The organism is Pseudomonas sp. D3-10 (assembly GCF_051132175.1).
Classification (GTDB): domain Bacteria; phylum Pseudomonadota; class Gammaproteobacteria; order Pseudomonadales; family Pseudomonadaceae; genus Aquipseudomonas.
The window spans coordinates 1,709,452-1,724,527 of the sequence record NZ_CP071668.1; the positions used below are offsets into that span (position 1 = coordinate 1,709,452).

The window sequence follows — 15,076 nt, forward strand, 5'->3', positions numbered from 1 at the left end:
AAATCAGCGGCTTGGCCCGATGTGCTTGTCAGCGCCTCAATATCGGGCGAGCATGGACATCTCTGCCGTAGGTGTCGTCGTGTCTATGAAAGCCATTGTTCCTGCTGCGTGGGTTTTGATCGGCCTGTTGAGTGTCCTCGACATGGGGAGTGCCATGGCAGCTTCGGCCCAAGAGAAACCGGCCGCCAGCGCCGCCAAGCCCACCGCGAAGAAAACCGCCGAGATAAAAAAGACTGTCAAAAAGACGCCCGCCAAAACGGCCGCCGCAAAGAAAAAGCGCGCCCCCATTGCCTCCAAGAGCAAATCGGCCCGCGAAGTCGCCAAAACCCCTTTACCACCGGCCAGGCTGGACCTGAGCCTGCCACACGATATGGTCGATCAGTTGCAGCCACCCGGCAAGGTGCCCCTGCCCAAGCGTGAGCCACTTTTGCCGTCCATGTTTGGGGAAAAGCCGGGCCCGTTCCAGCTCAACGGCCGTCTGTTGAGCAACGAGATGCAGCTGCCCTTGCGCAATCAGGAGCGCAACGAAGTGGAAGGCGCGGCACTGGAATTCGAATTCAAGCAATAAGGCCATGCAATGCTGCTGTTCGTCGCTGACTGCCGGGTCACTCCACCCACTACGAAAAAAACCCCCGGACGGCGATTTCAAACGGCTGTTTTAGCCGTTACCCTGTGTCCTGATACCAATCATTACCTGTCGTGAGGATCCTGTCGTCATGAAGTGCCGTGAAGGCTGTGGCGCCTGTTGCATCGCCCCTTCCATCAGCTCTCCCATCCCTGGCATGCCCCAAGGCAAGCCGGCGGGAGAACGTTGCGTGCAGTTGTCGGCCGGTAATCTCTGCCTGATCTTCGGCCAGCCTGAACGCCCGGCGGTGTGTTCGGCGTTTGAGGCGGACCTTGAGGTCTGCGGCAATAGCAGCGAAGAAGCCATTCGATTGATTGGCTGGTGGGAGCAGGTCACGGCAGCGTAGTGGGGCAACGATCGGAAACGACATGAACGAACTTGGACGATAAGGAAAACAATTATGGGTTCGCTGCATCGTATGGCTGTGTTGTGTGGATTGACCGTCCTGTTGGCAACAGCTACCGCCCAGGCAGAAGACTGGCAAGTCGCCAAAGAAAAGGAAGGTATCCAGGTGTCGCTGAGTGAGGTCGCTGGCTCGAAGTACAAGGCCTATCGCGGCGTGACCGTCATGAAAACCACCATGGCCAAACTGCGGGCCCTGCAGGAAGACGTTGCGGATGCGTGTGGATGGATCCATGAATGCAAAAGCCAGAAGTTGCTCAAGCACGAGGGCGACAAGAGCTGGACGTACACCCAATTCAATACGCCGTGGCCGGTCACGGCCCGCGACTCCGTGCTGGAAGTCACTACCGTTGAAGGAGCTGATGGCAGCCTCACTCGCAAACTCAAGGGCGTGCCTACCTATCTGCCGGAAGAGAAAGGCTTTGTGCGCGTGACGCAGGTCGAAGGCTTCTGGAAGTTCACCCCCAAGGCGGCGAACCAGATCGAAGTGACTTACCAAGTCCACACCGAGCCGGGGGGTGATGTACCGTCCTGGCTGGCTAACAAGTTCGTGGTGGACGCGCCGTTCAATACGCTGAAAGCGCTGAAAGAGCGTGCCGAAAAATAATCGGTAGGCCGCGATGAAGAAACCGCCCCACGAGGCGGTTTTTTCATTGGTGCCGTCAGCGAACTCAGCGGAACGATTGTTTCGCCATCAATGTCGAGATAGACGTAAGCCCGGCCATGTATTGATCGAGGAGACACCGATGCAGAAGTGGGAAATCACTTTCGTTGATGATCACGGCGAAGCCGTCGCCGAGCAGTTCGATTACGACCAGGAGCCCACAATGGAACAGGCCGCCCAATTGATCCGCCAGAGACTGCTCCCCGTACCCGCCAAGCTTGATCTCAACGATCTGGAAGGTCGCACGCAAGACCCTACGCTCAAAAGCCTCAAGACCCAAAACAGCATTGAAATCATCAGTATTAAACCGATTTCATGAAATTCATTGTTCGGTCCCGCTTGGCAGTGGCGATGACTTGAAGCTACTCTGCAACCGAGATCAGCGAAAGGATCGCCAAGGTCCGGTCTTGTCAGCTACATGCTTGTGTCCCGACGGCCAGTTGATGCCGTACTGCTTGTAACCAGCGGTTGCACGCACGGGAAGACGGAAAGTCTATCCATCGGTCTGAGGAGGACGTTTCATGAGCACAGCCTATCAAGAAGACATCAGCACCAGTGTGCTGCGCCGCATGAAAGAAGGCGGTTTCGATTTCTCCCAATTTCATCCCATCGAGTTCTATGCCATTTTCCCCGACGAGGAACGGGCGCGCAGGGCGGCAGGCCAATTCAGGGGGGAATCGCTGAATGCGCAGATCAGCGCGCGGGACGATGGAGCCTGGTCGCTCGAACTGAGCCGGGTGATGTACGCCACTTATGATGACATCGGCGATTTCGAGTTGAACTTCGAGGCCGTGGTCGAGCCCTTGGGTGGCGTTATCGAAGGGTGGGGCGTCAAGCAGGAGATCCGTCGCCTGCAGGCCTGAATGTTTTATGCATCCAGCAACGGCTGACCTTTGTGTCGGCCGTTTTCATGTTGGGTGCTGATCGATTTTCTGTCGTCATCGCGAGCAAGCTTGCTCCCACAATCGGTCTGCGATCCGCCACAACGCCCAGTGGTAACGGGCTTTGCGGCGAAGGAACGCGCCTACGGCTTCAACGGCTGCTTGCGTCCTGCCATGTGCTTCAAATACCCCACCAACAGGTCAAGCTCAGAATCCGGCAACACCGCTGCGGAGAATCCCGGCATTTTACCCTGTGGCCAGTGGCGCAAGCTTTGAGGGTCACGGATGTAACGTTTGAGGAAATCTTTCGAAAAGTATTCCGTAGGGTTGAAGGGAATGTTCAGGTCCGGTCCGAACTGTGCATCACCCGCGCCGTTGAGTCGATGGCAAGCCAAACAGTTTTTCTGAAACAACTCGAAGCCTTTGTTGACCGGATCGTTTTTGGCCAGGCTGGGCGAGGGCAGCAGGGCGGGGAAGCGGTCGGCCACTGGTGACAGGCGCTTGATGCTTGCCAGCGCATACGGCCATTGCTCGGGGCTGATATGGCCCGCTTGAGGATCGGTCCAGATCAGATAGAAAGGACCGGCGCTTTGCTTGCCTTCCCCCAACGCCGGCCAGGGTTTGGTCGGGTCCTCGATCGCCAGCCACGCGCGGGCGCCGTGTGCATTGAGTAATGGCGCCGCTGGCAGTTCAGCTGCGAAACCGTCCAGGGCTACGGCTTGCAGATGATCGTTCGGTTGCACCCCGGTCAATAGCGAGGTCAACGGCACGGCGCGATAGCTCATGGGTTTCTTGTAGGAAACGTCTTCGTTGATCTGAACCGTTTGAACGTCGGGATGCTTGAGTAGCTCTTCAGTCTGCCAGGTGCGGGTACCCGCGCCCAGCTCCAGCGTGAGCTGCGCCGCGTACAGAGGGCCGCTGATCAGCAGTGCCCCGAGGACAATAAGTGCTTTCAAGTGAATCGCCGTCCATGTCGAGAGGGAGGCGCAAAGGTTGGCACAGCCACCGTTGCCGGAACAATCAACCCTCTCACATTTATTTAGCGAAACGACTGTAATAAAGCGGACATCGCGCGTCTGGGTCAGCCGATCACTTTAGTGATGTTCGGCAAGATCAACAGCAGCGTCGTGGCGAAGAGAATGAGTCCGGCTTGACGAACTTTCGTATGTTTGAACATGGCTGACCCGCCTTTTTGTTATTTCCTGAGGCCAGCCTGCATTACTCCGTGACGGCTGGCGTTGCACTTCCTGTCTGACAAGCGCCTCGGCAAAACCCGACGACTTACTTGTACAAGGTTTACATTAGGGGCCGCAGCTGGCTTCGCTTAGACCCAATTAGTATCAGTTTATGGGTCCAGGTTATCAAAACAGCATGAGGCCTATTGCCAGCTGCTTGCGGGCCCTTTTGCTAGACAGCTTGCTTACCTGAAACGGTTAATCCGATAGCTCGCTACCGTTCGTCTGAGCGTGCCTGTCAATGTCGTTGAGCACTGAGGTCATTGAATCCGCCGCCGCTGGGCTTAAGGTTAGAGGTGTTTGTAAAAGCCGATCGCGGTTTGAGGATGTCATGACCGAAGCTATGATTTTTGACGCATTACGCACGCCTCGCGGTAAGGGAAAAGCTGACGGCGCCCTGCACACCGTCAAGCCGGTGAACCTGGTCGGTGGCCTGTTGACGGCGTTGCGCCACCGCATGAGCCTGGACACCAGCCAGGTGGACGACATTGTGCTCGGCTGCGTGACGCCGATCGGCGATCAAGGTGCCGACATCGCGAAGACCGCCGCCCTGGTGGCTGACTGGGATGTCAGCGTGCCCGGCGTTCAGCTCAACCGCTTTTGCGCTTCGGGTTTGGAAGCGGTGAACCTGGCCGCGATGAAGGTTCGTTCCGGTTTCGAAGACCTCGTAGTGGCGGGGGGCGTCGAGTCCATGTCCCGTGTGCCTATGGGCAGCGATGGCGGCGCATGGGCGCTGGACCCGCAATCCAATCTGCACGGCCATTTCGTTCCCCAGGGCATCGGCGCCGACTTGATTGCCACCCTCGAAGGTTTCAGTCGCGAGGACATCGATGCCTTTGCGTTGCAATCCCAGCAAAAAGCCGCGCGAGCACGGGAGAACGGCTCGTTCGATAAATCCCTGGTGGCAGTACGGGACCAGAATGGCATCGTGCTGCTCGACCATGACGAATTCATCCGCGCTGACTCGACGCTCGAAGGCCTGGGCAAACTGCGGCCAAGCTTCGAAGCGATGGGCCAGATGGGCTTCGACGCCACGGCATTGCGCGTCTATAGCCATGTGGAGCGGATCAATCATGTGCACACGCCGGGCAATAGCTCGGGCATCGTCGATGGCGCCGCGCTGATGCTCATTGGCTCCCCGGCCAAAGGTCGCGAGCTGGGCTTGCAACCCCGGGCGCGGATTGTTGCCACTGCCGTCACCAGCAGCGAGCCGACCATCATGCTCACCGGTCCGGCCCCTGCCACTCGCAAGGTATTGGCCAAGGCTGGCCTGCGGGTCGAGGACATCGACCTGTTCGAAGTCAACGAAGCCTTTGCCTCGGTAGTGCTCAAGTTCATCAAGGACATGGCCATCGATCCCGCCAAGGTCAACGTCAACGGCGGCTCGATCGCCATGGGCCATCCGTTGGGCGCCACCGGTTGCGCAACCCTTGGCACGCTGCTCGATGAGTTGGAGGCGCGTCACCTGCGCTATGGCCTCGCGACACTGTGTGTCGGCGGCGGCATGGGCATCGCCACCCTTATCGAACGCCTCTGAGCCCCGATTTTGAAGGAACACTTTTCATGACCCATGCCATTCGTTTCGAAACCGGCCCGGACCGGATCGTCGTGCTGACCCTGGACATGCCGGGGCAGGCGGCCAACACCATGAACGCGATATACCGCGAGGCCATGGGCGCCTGCGTTGCTCGCCTGACCGCCGAAAAAGACTCGATCGCCGGCGTGATCATCACTTCGGCCAAAAAGACGTTTTTTGCAGGCGGCGACCTGAACGAGTTGGTCCAAGTCGACAAATCCCAGGCCCAGGCCTTTTACGAAACGGTGTCCGAGATCAAGGCGCAGCTGCGCGCATTGGAGACCCTCGGCAAACCGGTGGTCGCCGCTATCAACGGTGCGGCCCTGGGCGGCGGCTGGGAAATCTGCCTGGCCTGCCATCATCGGGTGGCGCTGGACCATCCCTCGGTGTTGATCGGCCTGCCGGAAGTCACCCTTGGCCTGTTGCCGGGCGGCGGCGGTGTGGTGCGGATGGTGCGCTTGCTGGGCTTGGAGAAGGCATTGCCGTATTTGCTCGAAGGCACCAGGGTTCGTCCGCAACAAGCGCTGCAGGCTGGTTTGATCGATGAGCTGGCGACGAATCGCGACGAGCTGCTGGACAAGGCCCGGGCCTGGATTCTCGCTAACCCGAGCGTGGCCCAGCCGTGGGACATGAAGGGCTATCGGATCCCTGGGGGCACGCCGTCCGCCCCGGCGGTCGCCCAGATGCTGGCGATCGCGCCTTCGATTCTGCGCAGCAAGACCCAGGGCTGCCTGCCCGCACCGGAAAAAATCCTCTGTGCGGCGGTGGAAGGCGCGCAGGTAGGCTTCGATGCGGCGCAGTTGATCGAAACCCGATACTTCACCGAGCTGACGACCGGCCAGGTGGCGAAAAACCTGATCGGTACGTTCTGGTTCCAACTCAACGAGATCAAGGCTGGAGGTTCTCGCCCGCAGGGTTTTGTGCCTTTTCTGACGAAAAAAGTCGCTGTGCTCGGCGCCGGGATGATGGGCGCGGGTATCGCCTATGTCAGTGCTGCGGCCGGCATCGACGTGGTACTCAAGGACATTGACCTGGACGCAGCGCAAAAGGGTAAGTCCCGCGCGGCGTTGCTGCTGGACAAGAAAGTCGTCCGTGGCCTACTCACCGCGCAACAGCGCGACGCCATCCTGGCGAGGATCCAGCCGACCGACAGCGATGCGGACCTGGCCGGCTGCGACCTGGTCATCGAGGCCGTATTCGAAGACCGCGTCCTTAAAGCCAGCGTGACGGCCGCAGCCCAAGCGGTGGCCGGGCCGGACGCGGTGATTGCGTCCAATACTTCGACCTTGCCCATCACCGGCCTCGCGATGGCGGTGCCGGACGAGGGCAAATTCATCGGGCTGCATTTCTTCAGTCCAGTGGAAAAAATGCCCTTGGTCGAGATCATCAAGGGTGCCCGCACCTCTGACGAAACGCTTGCCCGTGGCTTCGATTTCGTCCGGCAAATCGACAAGACGCCGATTGTCGTCAACGACAGTCGTGGGTTTTTCACTTCGCGGGTGTTCGGCACCTTTACCCACGAAGGCATCGCGATGCTCGGCGAAGGCGTGAGCGCGCCGATGATCGAAACCGAGGCACGCAAGGCCGGGATGCCAGTCGGGCCGCTGGCTGTCTCCGACGAAGTTTCACTCAGCCTGATGAGGCATATCCGCACGCAGACTGCCAAAGACTTGCGAGCGGAGGGGAAAACTCCGACCGAACACCCCGCATTCGCTGTGATCGATCTGCTGCTCGAAGAATACAAACGGCCAGGTAAAGCGGCCGGCGCCGGTTTTTATGAGTACCCAACCCAAGGGCAGAAATATCTTTGGCCGGGGCTCAAGGCGCGTTTCGAGAAACCCGCGGGGCAGATTCCAGCCCAGGATATCCGTGATCGCCTGCTGTTCATCCAGGCCCTGGAAACCGTTCGTTGCGTCGAGGAAGGCGTTGTCACCTCGACGGCGGACGCCAATATTGGCTCGGTCTTCGGCATCGGATTCGCGGTCTGGACGGGCGGGGCGTTGCAGTTTATCAACCAGTACGGTTTGCAGGCGTTTATCGCCCGCAGCCAGTACTTGGCCGAGCAATACGGCGAACGTTTTTCTCCCCCGGCACTGTTGCTGGAAAAGGCCGCCGCTCAAGCACTGTTCTGACTATGCGCGGGGGGCTTGCCTTGGGACGGTGTTTCAGGGCAGGCTCTGGGGTGTGCAATATTCCCATCATCGTGTCAGGTATTTTTTATGTCGCTACGCATCTGCATTCTGGAAACCGATATCCTGCGTCCAGAACTGGTCGACCAGTATCAGGGTTACGGGCAGATGTTCCAGCGCCTGTTTTCGCAGCAGCCCATTGCGGCCGAATTTCTCGTGTACAACGTGGTGGAAGGGCAGTATCCAGGCGACGATGAACAATTCGACGCTTATCTGGTGACCGGTAGCAAGGCGGATTCCTTCGGGACCGATCCGTGGATACAGACGCTCAAGACTTATCTCCTGGACCGCTACCAGCGTGGCGACAAGCTGCTAGGCGTCTGCTTCGGCCATCAATTGCTGGCACTGCTGTTGGGCGGCAAGACCGAGCGCGCCAGCCAGGGTTGGGGGGTGGGCACCCATCGCTACAAACTCGCGGCCAAGGCCCCCTGGATGAGCCCGGTGATGGAGGAGCTGACCTTGTTGATCAGCCATCAGGATCAAGTCACCGAGCTCCCGGAAAATGCCACCGTCATCGCCTCGAGCGATTTCTGCCCGTACGCGGCTTATCACATCAATGATCAAGTCCTGTGCTTCCAGGGCCATCCGGAATTCATCCACGATTATTCCCGGGCCTTGTTGGAGATTCGCCAGCAACACCTCGGTGAGAAGATCTACAGCCAGGGCGTGGCGAGCCTGGAACAGGAACATCACGGTACGACGGTAGCGGAGTGGATGATGCGTTTCGTCGCCCATAAACCCCAAGCCGATGCCGCCCAGGGCTGACTACTCGGGCATGCCACCGTTGATCAGCGGTTCACTGCTGATCAACGGTGGGAAGCTGCTCGCGAAGAAGGCTACGCAAATCCCGTCGAAAAATCCTACAACCACCCCGACCGCTTGAAACTTGCCCACAACGCGGTACATCCAACCCCGATGAACCCGAGCACCAGGAAATATCCATAGTGCCAGGTCAGCTCCGGCATGTTTTCGAAGTTCATCCCGTAGATGCCGGCCACCGCCGTCGGAAACGCCAGGATTGCCGCCCAGGCGGCGAACTTGCGTTGCACCACGCTCTGGCGCGAGGCTTCGAGCAGCACGCCGATTTCAATCGTCTGGCTGGCAATGTCCGCCAGGGTCGCCAAGTCTTCCATCTGCCGTGTGACGTGGATCTGCACGTCGCGGAAATAGGGGCTCATGTTCTTGTCGATGAAGGGGAAATCCAGGCGCTGCAGTTCTTCGCTGATTTCCACCATCGGCGCCGCATAGCGACGCAGGCGCAGCACGTCGCGGCGCAAACTGTGCAGGTTCTGGATGTCCCGCTCATTCAGGGCGCTGCATAGCACGTTGCGCTCCAGTTCATCGATCTCGGCATGAATGGCTTCGCCCACCGGCAGGTAATTTTCAATGACGAAATCGAGGATTGCATAAAGGACGAAATCCTCCCCGTGCTCCAGCAGGATAGGACGTGCCTCACAGCGTTGTCGGACATGGGCGTAAGACGCCGAGTGACCGTTGCGGGCGGTAATGATGTAGCCCTTGCCGGCGAAGATATGGGTTTCGATGAACTGCAGCTTGCCGTCCTTGCGCACCGGCGAATACGTGACGATGAACAGCGCATCGCCGAACGTTTCCAGCTTGGGCCGGCTGTGCTTCTCCATCGCGTCTTCAATCGCCAGCTCATGCAGGTTGAACTGGCGCTGCAGGTTGGTCAGTTCCTGGGTGCTGGGCTCTTCGAGGCCGATCCACACGAAGTGTCCGGGCTTCGCCGCCCAGGCGCTGCCTTCATCGAGGGTGATATTGGTGACTTTCTTACCGGCGCTGTAAACCGCAGCAGCAACAACTCTACCCATGATGTGGTTCGCTTCTTCTTGGAAATTGGCAGTGGGGGCAGCGTCCAGCTTAGCGCGCCACGCTGATTGAGAGTCAGCGAAATTCGCGAAGTTCGCGTAAAAGAAAACCCGCCGTAGGGGCGGGTTTCTTGTTCACATGGGCTGCAACTGCCGGTCCATCGTCTCGATGCACTCGCGCATCTGCTCACGACATTGAGCGATAAGGCGAGGCATGTCGTCCATGCTCAGGCCCGCCGTGGGAATTGCCGGCAGGGAGCGCATGAGAATGTCACCACTGCGCCAGCGATTGAGCTGCATATGCTTGATATAAGTGCTCACACAGACTGGGATGATCGGCACTCCGGCAGCAATCGCCATCTGGAACGCGCCTTTCTTGAACGGCAGCAATTCAGCGCCCAAGTTGCGTGTGCCTTCCGGAAACACCCAGATCGAGGTGTCTTCATGCTGGAGGGTGTGGGTGGTGGTCAGCATCGACTTGCGGGCCTTGATTGCATTGCCCCGATCAATCAACACGTTGCCCGCCAGCCAGAACAATTGACCGAACAGCGGTACCCATTTCAGGCTCTTCTTGCCGATGCACACGGTACGACGCGGTACCACATTGCCGAAGACAAACAGATCATAGTTGGATTGATGATTGGCGATGATCACGCTGCTCTGGGCTTTATTCGCCAGTGTGTCGACTTCGGCCTTGACCCGCAGGCGCAGGATCCACATCGCGGGTACCGCATACAGCCTGGCGCACAGACGGCTGTTGTCAGGGTTGAACGGGCGACACACACCCAGAATCACCCCCAACACACCCGCCAGGATAAAGTGCAGGCCCATCAAAGACATACGCAGTGCAAACAACATCAACAGGCCCCACAGGGACAAAAGGTGGCGCAGTGTACGGATGTGCACTGTTTTCAGCAATTGCCCCTATAGAGGTAGGAGATGGGCGATGTTTAAGCTGATGTTTCGAAATGGCGCGTAAGAAGCGGCTTAGAGCGGTCGCCGGGTTTTAAGCCGCACGTGTCGAAACCTCACTTCAGCCAGGGTTCAGCCCATGTATTCCTGGTCCAGCAATATCGCGCTGTCCAACGCATCCAGCAGCGACTTGCGAACCTTAAGCTTGGTGTTTTTGTGGGCGGTCATATTGATCTTTTTCAACTGACGCGCCGCTTCCAACGCCGTAGCTTGCAATTCGTCCGCCGACACCACCTTATCGAGGAAGCCCGCATCCACGGCGCTCTGGGGATTGAACATCTCGCCATTGATGACCGAGCGGTGGAATGCCGACTTGCGCAACCGATCCCGGGCCAGCTCGATACCGGCATGGTGCATGGTCATGCCGATCTGCACCTCGTTCAGGCCGATCGTGAACGGCCCTTCGACACCAATGCGGTAATCCGCCGACAACAACAGGAACGCTCCCTTGGCGACCGCATGCCCCGGGCAAGCGACAATGACAGGGAAGGGGTGCGACAACAGGCGGCGAGCCAGGGTCGAACCGGACGCCACCAGGCTCACCGCTTCCTTGGGACCTGCGGTCATCACTTTCAAATCGTACCCGCCCGACAGAATCCCCGGCTGCCCGGTAATGATCACCACCGCGCGATCGGCCACTGCCTGGTCCAACGCAGCGTTGAACGCGGCAATCACATCAGGCGAAATGGCATTGACCTTTCCGTTGTTCAAGGTCAGGGTCGCGATACCGTCTTCGAGATGGTAGGCAATCAGGTCGCTCATGACGCTATTCCTTGTAAGAGAAGTCAGCAGACGTTACCCACCGTCGCAGGCCAGGTAAAGCGCCGTGACTGACTCACCGGTCAGCCCCGCCCCTTTCAAACGGCCTCGCCCGCCCGATGGGCCGCGCTTGCTTCTATAAGCGGGGCTGCGGACAAAGCCGAAGTTTGGCCGGTTTGCCATGCCCCGACCCGTTTGAAATGCTGGCCTGCCTTAAGCACATGAAAATTCTGAAAAAAACCTTTGCCATCGCCAAGGCTTTCGACTACATTAGCGCGCCTCGACAGACTGAACAGTTTGCCGAGACACGGTGAAGTGTCCGAGTGGCTTAAGGAGCACGCCTGGAAAGTGTGTATACAGGAAACTGTATCGAGAGTTCGAATCTCTCCTTCACCGCCACATTCTACAAACACAAACCCCTGATTTTCCTAGAGAAAGTCGGGGGTTTGTGGTTTTTGGCGTCTGGAAAAGGGGCGGTATGGGAACAATGTGGGACCAGCCCACGCTTCTGTTCTGGCCGGCACTGCCTGATCTCGAATACTTTCCGAGGAGAGCTGTTTCAACGACCAATCAAAAACGACGACTCGGCCGCCAGGATGTCTACCGCCAACACAGACTCAACGGCCAGGACTCCCCATGACCCACCCCCGCATTGGCTTCGCCTGCCAATACCGGCACCCTGATCGCGGCCTCTCGGCGGCCGCGCTAAAGACAATCGAAGCCCCCTTCAATCCGCGCACCACAACGTTGCGCTGGATGGACAGCGTCTCCCCACAGGTCGCCCGCGACAAGCTGTTGGAAATCATCACGCATAATCTCGACGCGCAGTTACGCCTTATCGCCTACGTCGCCGAGCTTCCCCCGACCCTGCGCATGCTTCGGCTGAGTAGCGATCTATTGCCGTTCTACAGTCATCCGAAGGTGAGCGCGTTCTATCAGGACCCTGCCATCCAAGCCCAACTGGAAGAGCGCTTTGGCGCGATCGGGGACCTGGCGCGTTCAGCGGATATCCGCCTGTCCTTTCACCCTGGGCAATACTGCGTGCTCGGTTCGGATAAACCACCGGTGGTGGAGAACAGCCTCGCCGAGTTCGAGTACCACGCCGACATGATCCGGATGATGGGCTTTGGTCGGCATTTCCAGGATTTCAAATGCAACGTGCACATTGCCGGGCGGCTGGGGGGCGAGGGGATACGTTCGGTCTGGCCACGGTTGTCGGAGGCGGCGCGCAATTGCATTACCTTCGAAAACGAGGAAAAGACCTACGGCCTGGATGATTGTCTGGAACTTGCCGACCTCGCACCCATCGTGCTGGATATCCATCACTGTTGGATCAACGAGAACGATTACATCGCGCCGGATTCCCCACGAGTCGATCGCGTCATCGACAGTTGGCGCGGCGTGCGGCCCACCATGCATTACTCCCAACCCCCGGAGCGGCTTCAGGCGTTGGGTTTCGATGCCGACGGTAAGCTTGAGATGGATGCCTTGTTGAGGGTCGTGTCCAAGCGTGACCTGTACGGCCACAGCGCGCAGATGTGGAATCGCTGGACGAACCAGTACGCCCTCAGGTTTCTGGACCGGTTCGACATTATGTTGGAGGCGAAGGACAAGAATCTGGCAGCGCAGGGTTTCTACGAGGACGTTGTACGGCGTTGATGGCGGTATCCACGTGATAGCTCAGCGCCAAACAGCATCAGGCAACCCCACTGCAGTATCGAGCAAAGACCTCTCCCCGTATGCCGTTAAGGTTCTATTGAAATTTAATGGCTGTGGGAGAACATCATGACCCGGTGGATGAGTTTGGCTTGGCAAGCCCAAGTGCTTGCACTTTCTTTTATATTCTCGGCGGGCAACGGCTGGGCTTCGGACAATGTTCAACGTACCAATACGGATCTGGTTCGCCAGGCTTTCGCGAATTGGCAGGAGGGCAAGGGCACGGTCTTCGACCTGCTGGCGCCGGATGCCAAATGGACCGTGGCCGGCACAAGCCCGGTATCAGGCGTCTACACCAGCAAGGCTGAGTTGGCCCAAGCCGTGCGCCCGATCACTGCTCGGCTGGCTACGCCGATTGTGCCAACGGTGCAAAGCATCATTGCCGAGAACGACGTCGTGGTTGTTCTTTGGAACGGGACAGCCACGGCACTTGATCACAAGCCCTATAACAACACTTACCTGTGGCACATGACGCTCAAGGATGGGCAAATCACACAGGTGACGGCGTTATTGGATACTTACGCATTGGATGAGCTCATGCGTCGGGTGACGCCGCAATAACGCTTACATGGTCCCGCGTCGTCAGGATGATCCGCACCGCCATGACCACCCCAACCAGTACAGCCGCAAGTCCTGATGCCTCTAGAAGCGTCGGAAGTCGGTGGTGAAACCATAGGCCAAGCAGCGTGGCGAACACCGATTCCAAGGCGATCAATTGCCCGGAAAGCACCATGGGCAAACGCTGGGACGCGGCGTTCCAAGCCCAGGCACCGACTAAGGACGACATCAGCGCAATCACGAAACCCCAGAGATATAAACGGCCCGCAACGGAAACGCTGAACCCCAGGCTCGGCAGTTTGAGCAGGTCGAACGCTTGTACCGCCGGTAACAAGCACAAGGTGCCCAGTCCGGCACCGACCATCATGAGGCCAGTCCACGCACCGGATGCGTGGGGTGGCAGCGCTAGCAAGGCGCGTTGGTTCAACCCGCTGAATGCGAGCCATAAGAGCACGGCTGCGATTGAGAACATTAATCCCATCAGCCACGATCCTGCGCCCGCAGCGGGATGATGGAGAGCCCCGAGATTCGACACCAGCAGCCCAACCGTCAAGAAAACCAAGGGGATCGCCAGTTTGCGCCACGGGAGGGTCTTGGCCGTGGCGTTGCCCAGCAGCGCCAGCAACACGGGCACCATACCAATGAAGGCCGGTGTCAGCACCGGCCCGCCGAAGATGATGCCGGCGGCGATGCACGCGCTATAGCCGAGGTAGCCGATCACGCCCAGGCTTGCGGCCACAAGCATCTGATCACACCGCAGGTGCCGAAGCTGGGCCCGGTAGAGCAGCACGACACCCAGGCCCAGGGCACCGGCAACCAGGAACCGTACGACCAACAAGTCGTAGATCGTGTAGGCACCGGTGACGTAAGGCGCAATGAAGTTCAAGGCCCAGCTCAGCGTCGCGATGATTGCGAGGGCCAAGCCCGCGATGAGGTTTGATTGAGCCTGGATCATCAGGCGTGCGCCCCGATACATCGGCCATTGCAGAGTGTCTGCGAACCCCTTATAAAATCTCGCGCTGACATCGCGTCCCTCTCGACCGTCGTTGGCCTTGGATAACAGACCTGCATGGAGCATCATCGTGAGCGAATCACCGCACCCCCTCAACCCCCGACTCAACATTTGCTCGCGCAAGACGTCCCGCGTGCTGCGACAGGCCTGGAGCATCAGCCTCCTGGCCCTGCTCAGCGGTTGCGGAGCGCTGTCGGATGTCCGTTCTTTCTCCACCCCTTACTCAACGCCTGACGGTGGCGAGACCGCGCGTTTGCGGGTGATCAGCGACGGCATGGTCAGGGCCGTACCCAAGTCTGACTGCGTGGACTTCCGCCAGCCAGGCGCCGGGGTCATGGTGGCGTTCCGGGATGGCTATGCCAATAGCAACGGCGAAAGCCTGGGCATGCCAGACGACGACAAGCATTCATCTTCCACGGTCATGACTGAGCTGTTGATACCGGCCGGGCAGCCCATCGCTTTTCATTACATCGGCGATCGATGCTACAACATGTTCAGCTTTGTCCCTAAGGCAGGGGAGGATTACCAACTGGACGCCGCGGGCCGTTTTGAATGTGAAGTGAGGCTCAAGCAACTGCCCGCGGCGACGGCGCAACTGCCCCCTTCATTCTTGAAGGACAGCAAATTGTGCAGGGTTACGGATAACCTGTAGCGGGGG

At 58.8% G+C, this 15,076-nt stretch carries 16 protein-coding genes and 1 tRNA gene; 12 read left to right on the forward strand and 5 right to left on the reverse strand.

What is annotated here, in order from left to right; translation table 11 throughout:
* Positions 1-85 precede the first annotated feature (85 nt).
* From J3P90_RS07695 to J3P90_RS07715, 5 genes are all read left to right on the forward strand, one after another.
* A complete protein-coding gene (locus J3P90_RS07695; protein ID WP_434559976.1) occupies positions 86-568 on the forward strand; it encodes a translation initiation factor 2 in 483 nt (160 codons plus the stop codon).
* A 148-nt stretch (positions 569-716) separates the two neighbouring features.
* A complete protein-coding gene (locus tag J3P90_RS07700; RefSeq protein ID WP_420767216.1) occupies positions 717-971 on the forward strand; it encodes a YkgJ family cysteine cluster protein in 255 nt (84 codons plus the stop codon).
* Positions 972-1,025: 54 nt separating this feature from the next.
* Positions 1,026-1,634, forward strand: a complete 609-nt coding sequence (locus J3P90_RS07705) for an START domain-containing protein (RefSeq protein ID WP_420767217.1) — start codon at positions 1,026-1,028, stop codon at positions 1,632-1,634.
* 139 nt (positions 1,635-1,773) lie between these two features.
* Positions 1,774-2,010, forward strand: coding sequence for a hypothetical protein (locus J3P90_RS07710; protein WP_420767218.1), 237 nt, complete (start codon positions 1,774-1,776; stop codon positions 2,008-2,010).
* Positions 2,011-2,212: 202 nt separating this feature from the next.
* Entirely contained in the window at positions 2,213-2,554 is a 342-nt protein-coding gene (locus tag J3P90_RS07715; RefSeq protein WP_420767219.1) for a ribonuclease E inhibitor RraB, read from the forward strand.
* A 161-nt stretch (positions 2,555-2,715) separates the two neighbouring features.
* Here the strand turns inward: J3P90_RS07715 and J3P90_RS07720 are convergent, their stop codons facing one another.
* Entirely contained in the window at positions 2,716-3,528 is an 813-nt protein-coding gene (locus tag J3P90_RS07720; RefSeq protein ID WP_434607069.1) for a c-type cytochrome, read from the reverse strand.
* A 610-nt stretch (positions 3,529-4,138) separates the two neighbouring features.
* On the opposite strand from J3P90_RS07720, the gene J3P90_RS07725 reads away from it, so the two are divergent.
* The 3 genes from J3P90_RS07725 (at position 4,139) to J3P90_RS07735 (ending at position 8,337) form a co-directional block, all read left to right on the forward strand.
* Positions 4,139-5,344: an acetyl-CoA C-acetyltransferase gene (locus J3P90_RS07725; protein WP_434676052.1), complete on the forward strand. Its 1,206-nt coding sequence runs from the start codon at positions 4,139-4,141 to the stop codon at positions 5,342-5,344.
* A gap of 26 nt (positions 5,345-5,370) precedes the next feature.
* Entirely contained in the window at positions 5,371-7,515 is a 2,145-nt protein-coding gene (locus J3P90_RS07730) for a 3-hydroxyacyl-CoA dehydrogenase NAD-binding domain-containing protein (protein WP_434676053.1), read from the forward strand.
* An 87-nt stretch (positions 7,516-7,602) separates the two neighbouring features.
* Complete coding sequence (locus tag J3P90_RS07735) at positions 7,603-8,337, forward strand: amidotransferase (RefSeq protein ID WP_434676054.1); 735 nt, start codon at positions 7,603-7,605, stop codon at positions 8,335-8,337.
* Between the two features lie 95 nt (positions 8,338-8,432).
* On the opposite strand, the gene J3P90_RS07740 is transcribed toward J3P90_RS07735, so the two are convergent.
* The 3 genes from J3P90_RS07740 to J3P90_RS07750 form a co-directional block, all read right to left on the reverse strand.
* Positions 8,433-9,404, reverse strand: a complete 972-nt coding sequence (locus J3P90_RS07740) for a magnesium and cobalt transport protein CorA (protein WP_420767224.1) — start codon at positions 9,402-9,404, stop codon at positions 8,433-8,435.
* A 132-nt stretch (positions 9,405-9,536) separates the two neighbouring features.
* Complete coding sequence (locus tag J3P90_RS07745) at positions 9,537-10,259, reverse strand: 1-acylglycerol-3-phosphate O-acyltransferase (protein WP_434676055.1); 723 nt, start codon at positions 10,257-10,259, stop codon at positions 9,537-9,539.
* Positions 10,260-10,445: 186 nt separating this feature from the next.
* On the reverse strand, positions 10,446-11,135 hold the full coding sequence (locus tag J3P90_RS07750) for a crotonase/enoyl-CoA hydratase family protein (RefSeq protein ID WP_434607061.1): 690 nt from the start codon (positions 11,133-11,135) through the stop codon (positions 10,446-10,448).
* Positions 11,136-11,441: 306 nt separating this feature from the next.
* Between J3P90_RS07750 and J3P90_RS07755 the strand changes: the two genes are divergently transcribed.
* The 3 genes from J3P90_RS07755 (at position 11,442) to J3P90_RS07765 (ending at position 13,409) form a co-directional block, all read left to right on the forward strand.
* A tRNA-Ser gene (locus tag J3P90_RS07755) sits at positions 11,442-11,531 on the forward strand.
* 237 nt (positions 11,532-11,768) lie between these two features.
* Positions 11,769-12,791, forward strand: a complete 1,023-nt coding sequence (locus tag J3P90_RS07760) for a UV damage endonuclease UvsE (protein ID WP_434648515.1) — start codon at positions 11,769-11,771, stop codon at positions 12,789-12,791.
* 126 nt (positions 12,792-12,917) lie between these two features.
* Positions 12,918-13,409, forward strand: a complete 492-nt coding sequence (locus J3P90_RS07765; protein WP_434648512.1) for a nuclear transport factor 2 family protein — start codon at positions 12,918-12,920, stop codon at positions 13,407-13,409.
* Here J3P90_RS07765 and J3P90_RS07770 read toward each other — a convergent pair.
* On the reverse strand, positions 13,384-14,361 hold the full coding sequence (locus J3P90_RS07770; RefSeq protein ID WP_434607056.1) for a DMT family transporter: 978 nt from the start codon (positions 14,359-14,361) through the stop codon (positions 13,384-13,386). The two genes, J3P90_RS07765 and J3P90_RS07770, sit on opposite strands and share 26 nt — an antisense overlap.
* 127 nt (positions 14,362-14,488) lie before the next feature.
* Here J3P90_RS07770 and J3P90_RS07775 point away from each other — a divergent pair, with 127 nt between their 5' ends.
* A complete protein-coding gene (locus J3P90_RS07775; RefSeq protein WP_434676056.1) occupies positions 14,489-15,070 on the forward strand; it encodes a hypothetical protein in 582 nt (193 codons plus the stop codon).
* Positions 15,071-15,076 lie beyond the last annotated feature (6 nt).

Bases quoted from the DNA above. Each gene is read 5' to 3' on its own strand.
- J3P90_RS07695 (WP_434559976.1), top strand. From the start codon at position 86: ATGAAAGCCATTGTTCCTGCTGCGTGGGTTTTGATCGGCCTGTTGAGT.
- J3P90_RS07700 (WP_420767216.1), top strand. From the start codon at position 717: ATGAAGTGCCGTGAAGGCTGTGGCGCCTGTTGCATCGCCCCTTCCATC.
- J3P90_RS07705 (WP_420767217.1), top strand. From the start codon at position 1,026: ATGGGTTCGCTGCATCGTATGGCTGTGTTGTGTGGATTGACCGTCCTG.
- J3P90_RS07710 (WP_420767218.1), top strand. From the start codon at position 1,774: ATGCAGAAGTGGGAAATCACTTTCGTTGATGATCACGGCGAAGCCGTC.
- J3P90_RS07715 (WP_420767219.1), top strand. From the start codon at position 2,213: ATGAGCACAGCCTATCAAGAAGACATCAGCACCAGTGTGCTGCGCCGC.
- J3P90_RS07725 (WP_434676052.1), top strand. From the start codon at position 4,139: ATGACCGAAGCTATGATTTTTGACGCATTACGCACGCCTCGCGGTAAG.
- J3P90_RS07730 (WP_434676053.1), top strand. From the start codon at position 5,371: ATGACCCATGCCATTCGTTTCGAAACCGGCCCGGACCGGATCGTCGTG.
- J3P90_RS07735 (WP_434676054.1), top strand. From the start codon at position 7,603: ATGTCGCTACGCATCTGCATTCTGGAAACCGATATCCTGCGTCCAGAA.
- J3P90_RS07740 (WP_420767224.1), bottom strand. From the start codon at position 9,404: ATGGGTAGAGTTGTTGCTGCTGCGGTTTACAGCGCCGGTAAGAAAGTC.
- J3P90_RS07745 (WP_434676055.1), bottom strand. From the start codon at position 10,259: ATGTTGTTTGCACTGCGTATGTCTTTGATGGGCCTGCACTTTATCCTG.
- J3P90_RS07750 (WP_434607061.1), bottom strand. From the start codon at position 11,135: ATGAGCGACCTGATTGCCTACCATCTCGAAGACGGTATCGCGACCCTG.
- J3P90_RS07760 (WP_434648515.1), top strand. From the start codon at position 11,769: ATGACCCACCCCCGCATTGGCTTCGCCTGCCAATACCGGCACCCTGAT.
- J3P90_RS07765 (WP_434648512.1), top strand. From the start codon at position 12,918: ATGACCCGGTGGATGAGTTTGGCTTGGCAAGCCCAAGTGCTTGCACTT.
- J3P90_RS07770 (WP_434607056.1), bottom strand. From the start codon at position 14,361: ATGATCCAGGCTCAATCAAACCTCATCGCGGGCTTGGCCCTCGCAATC.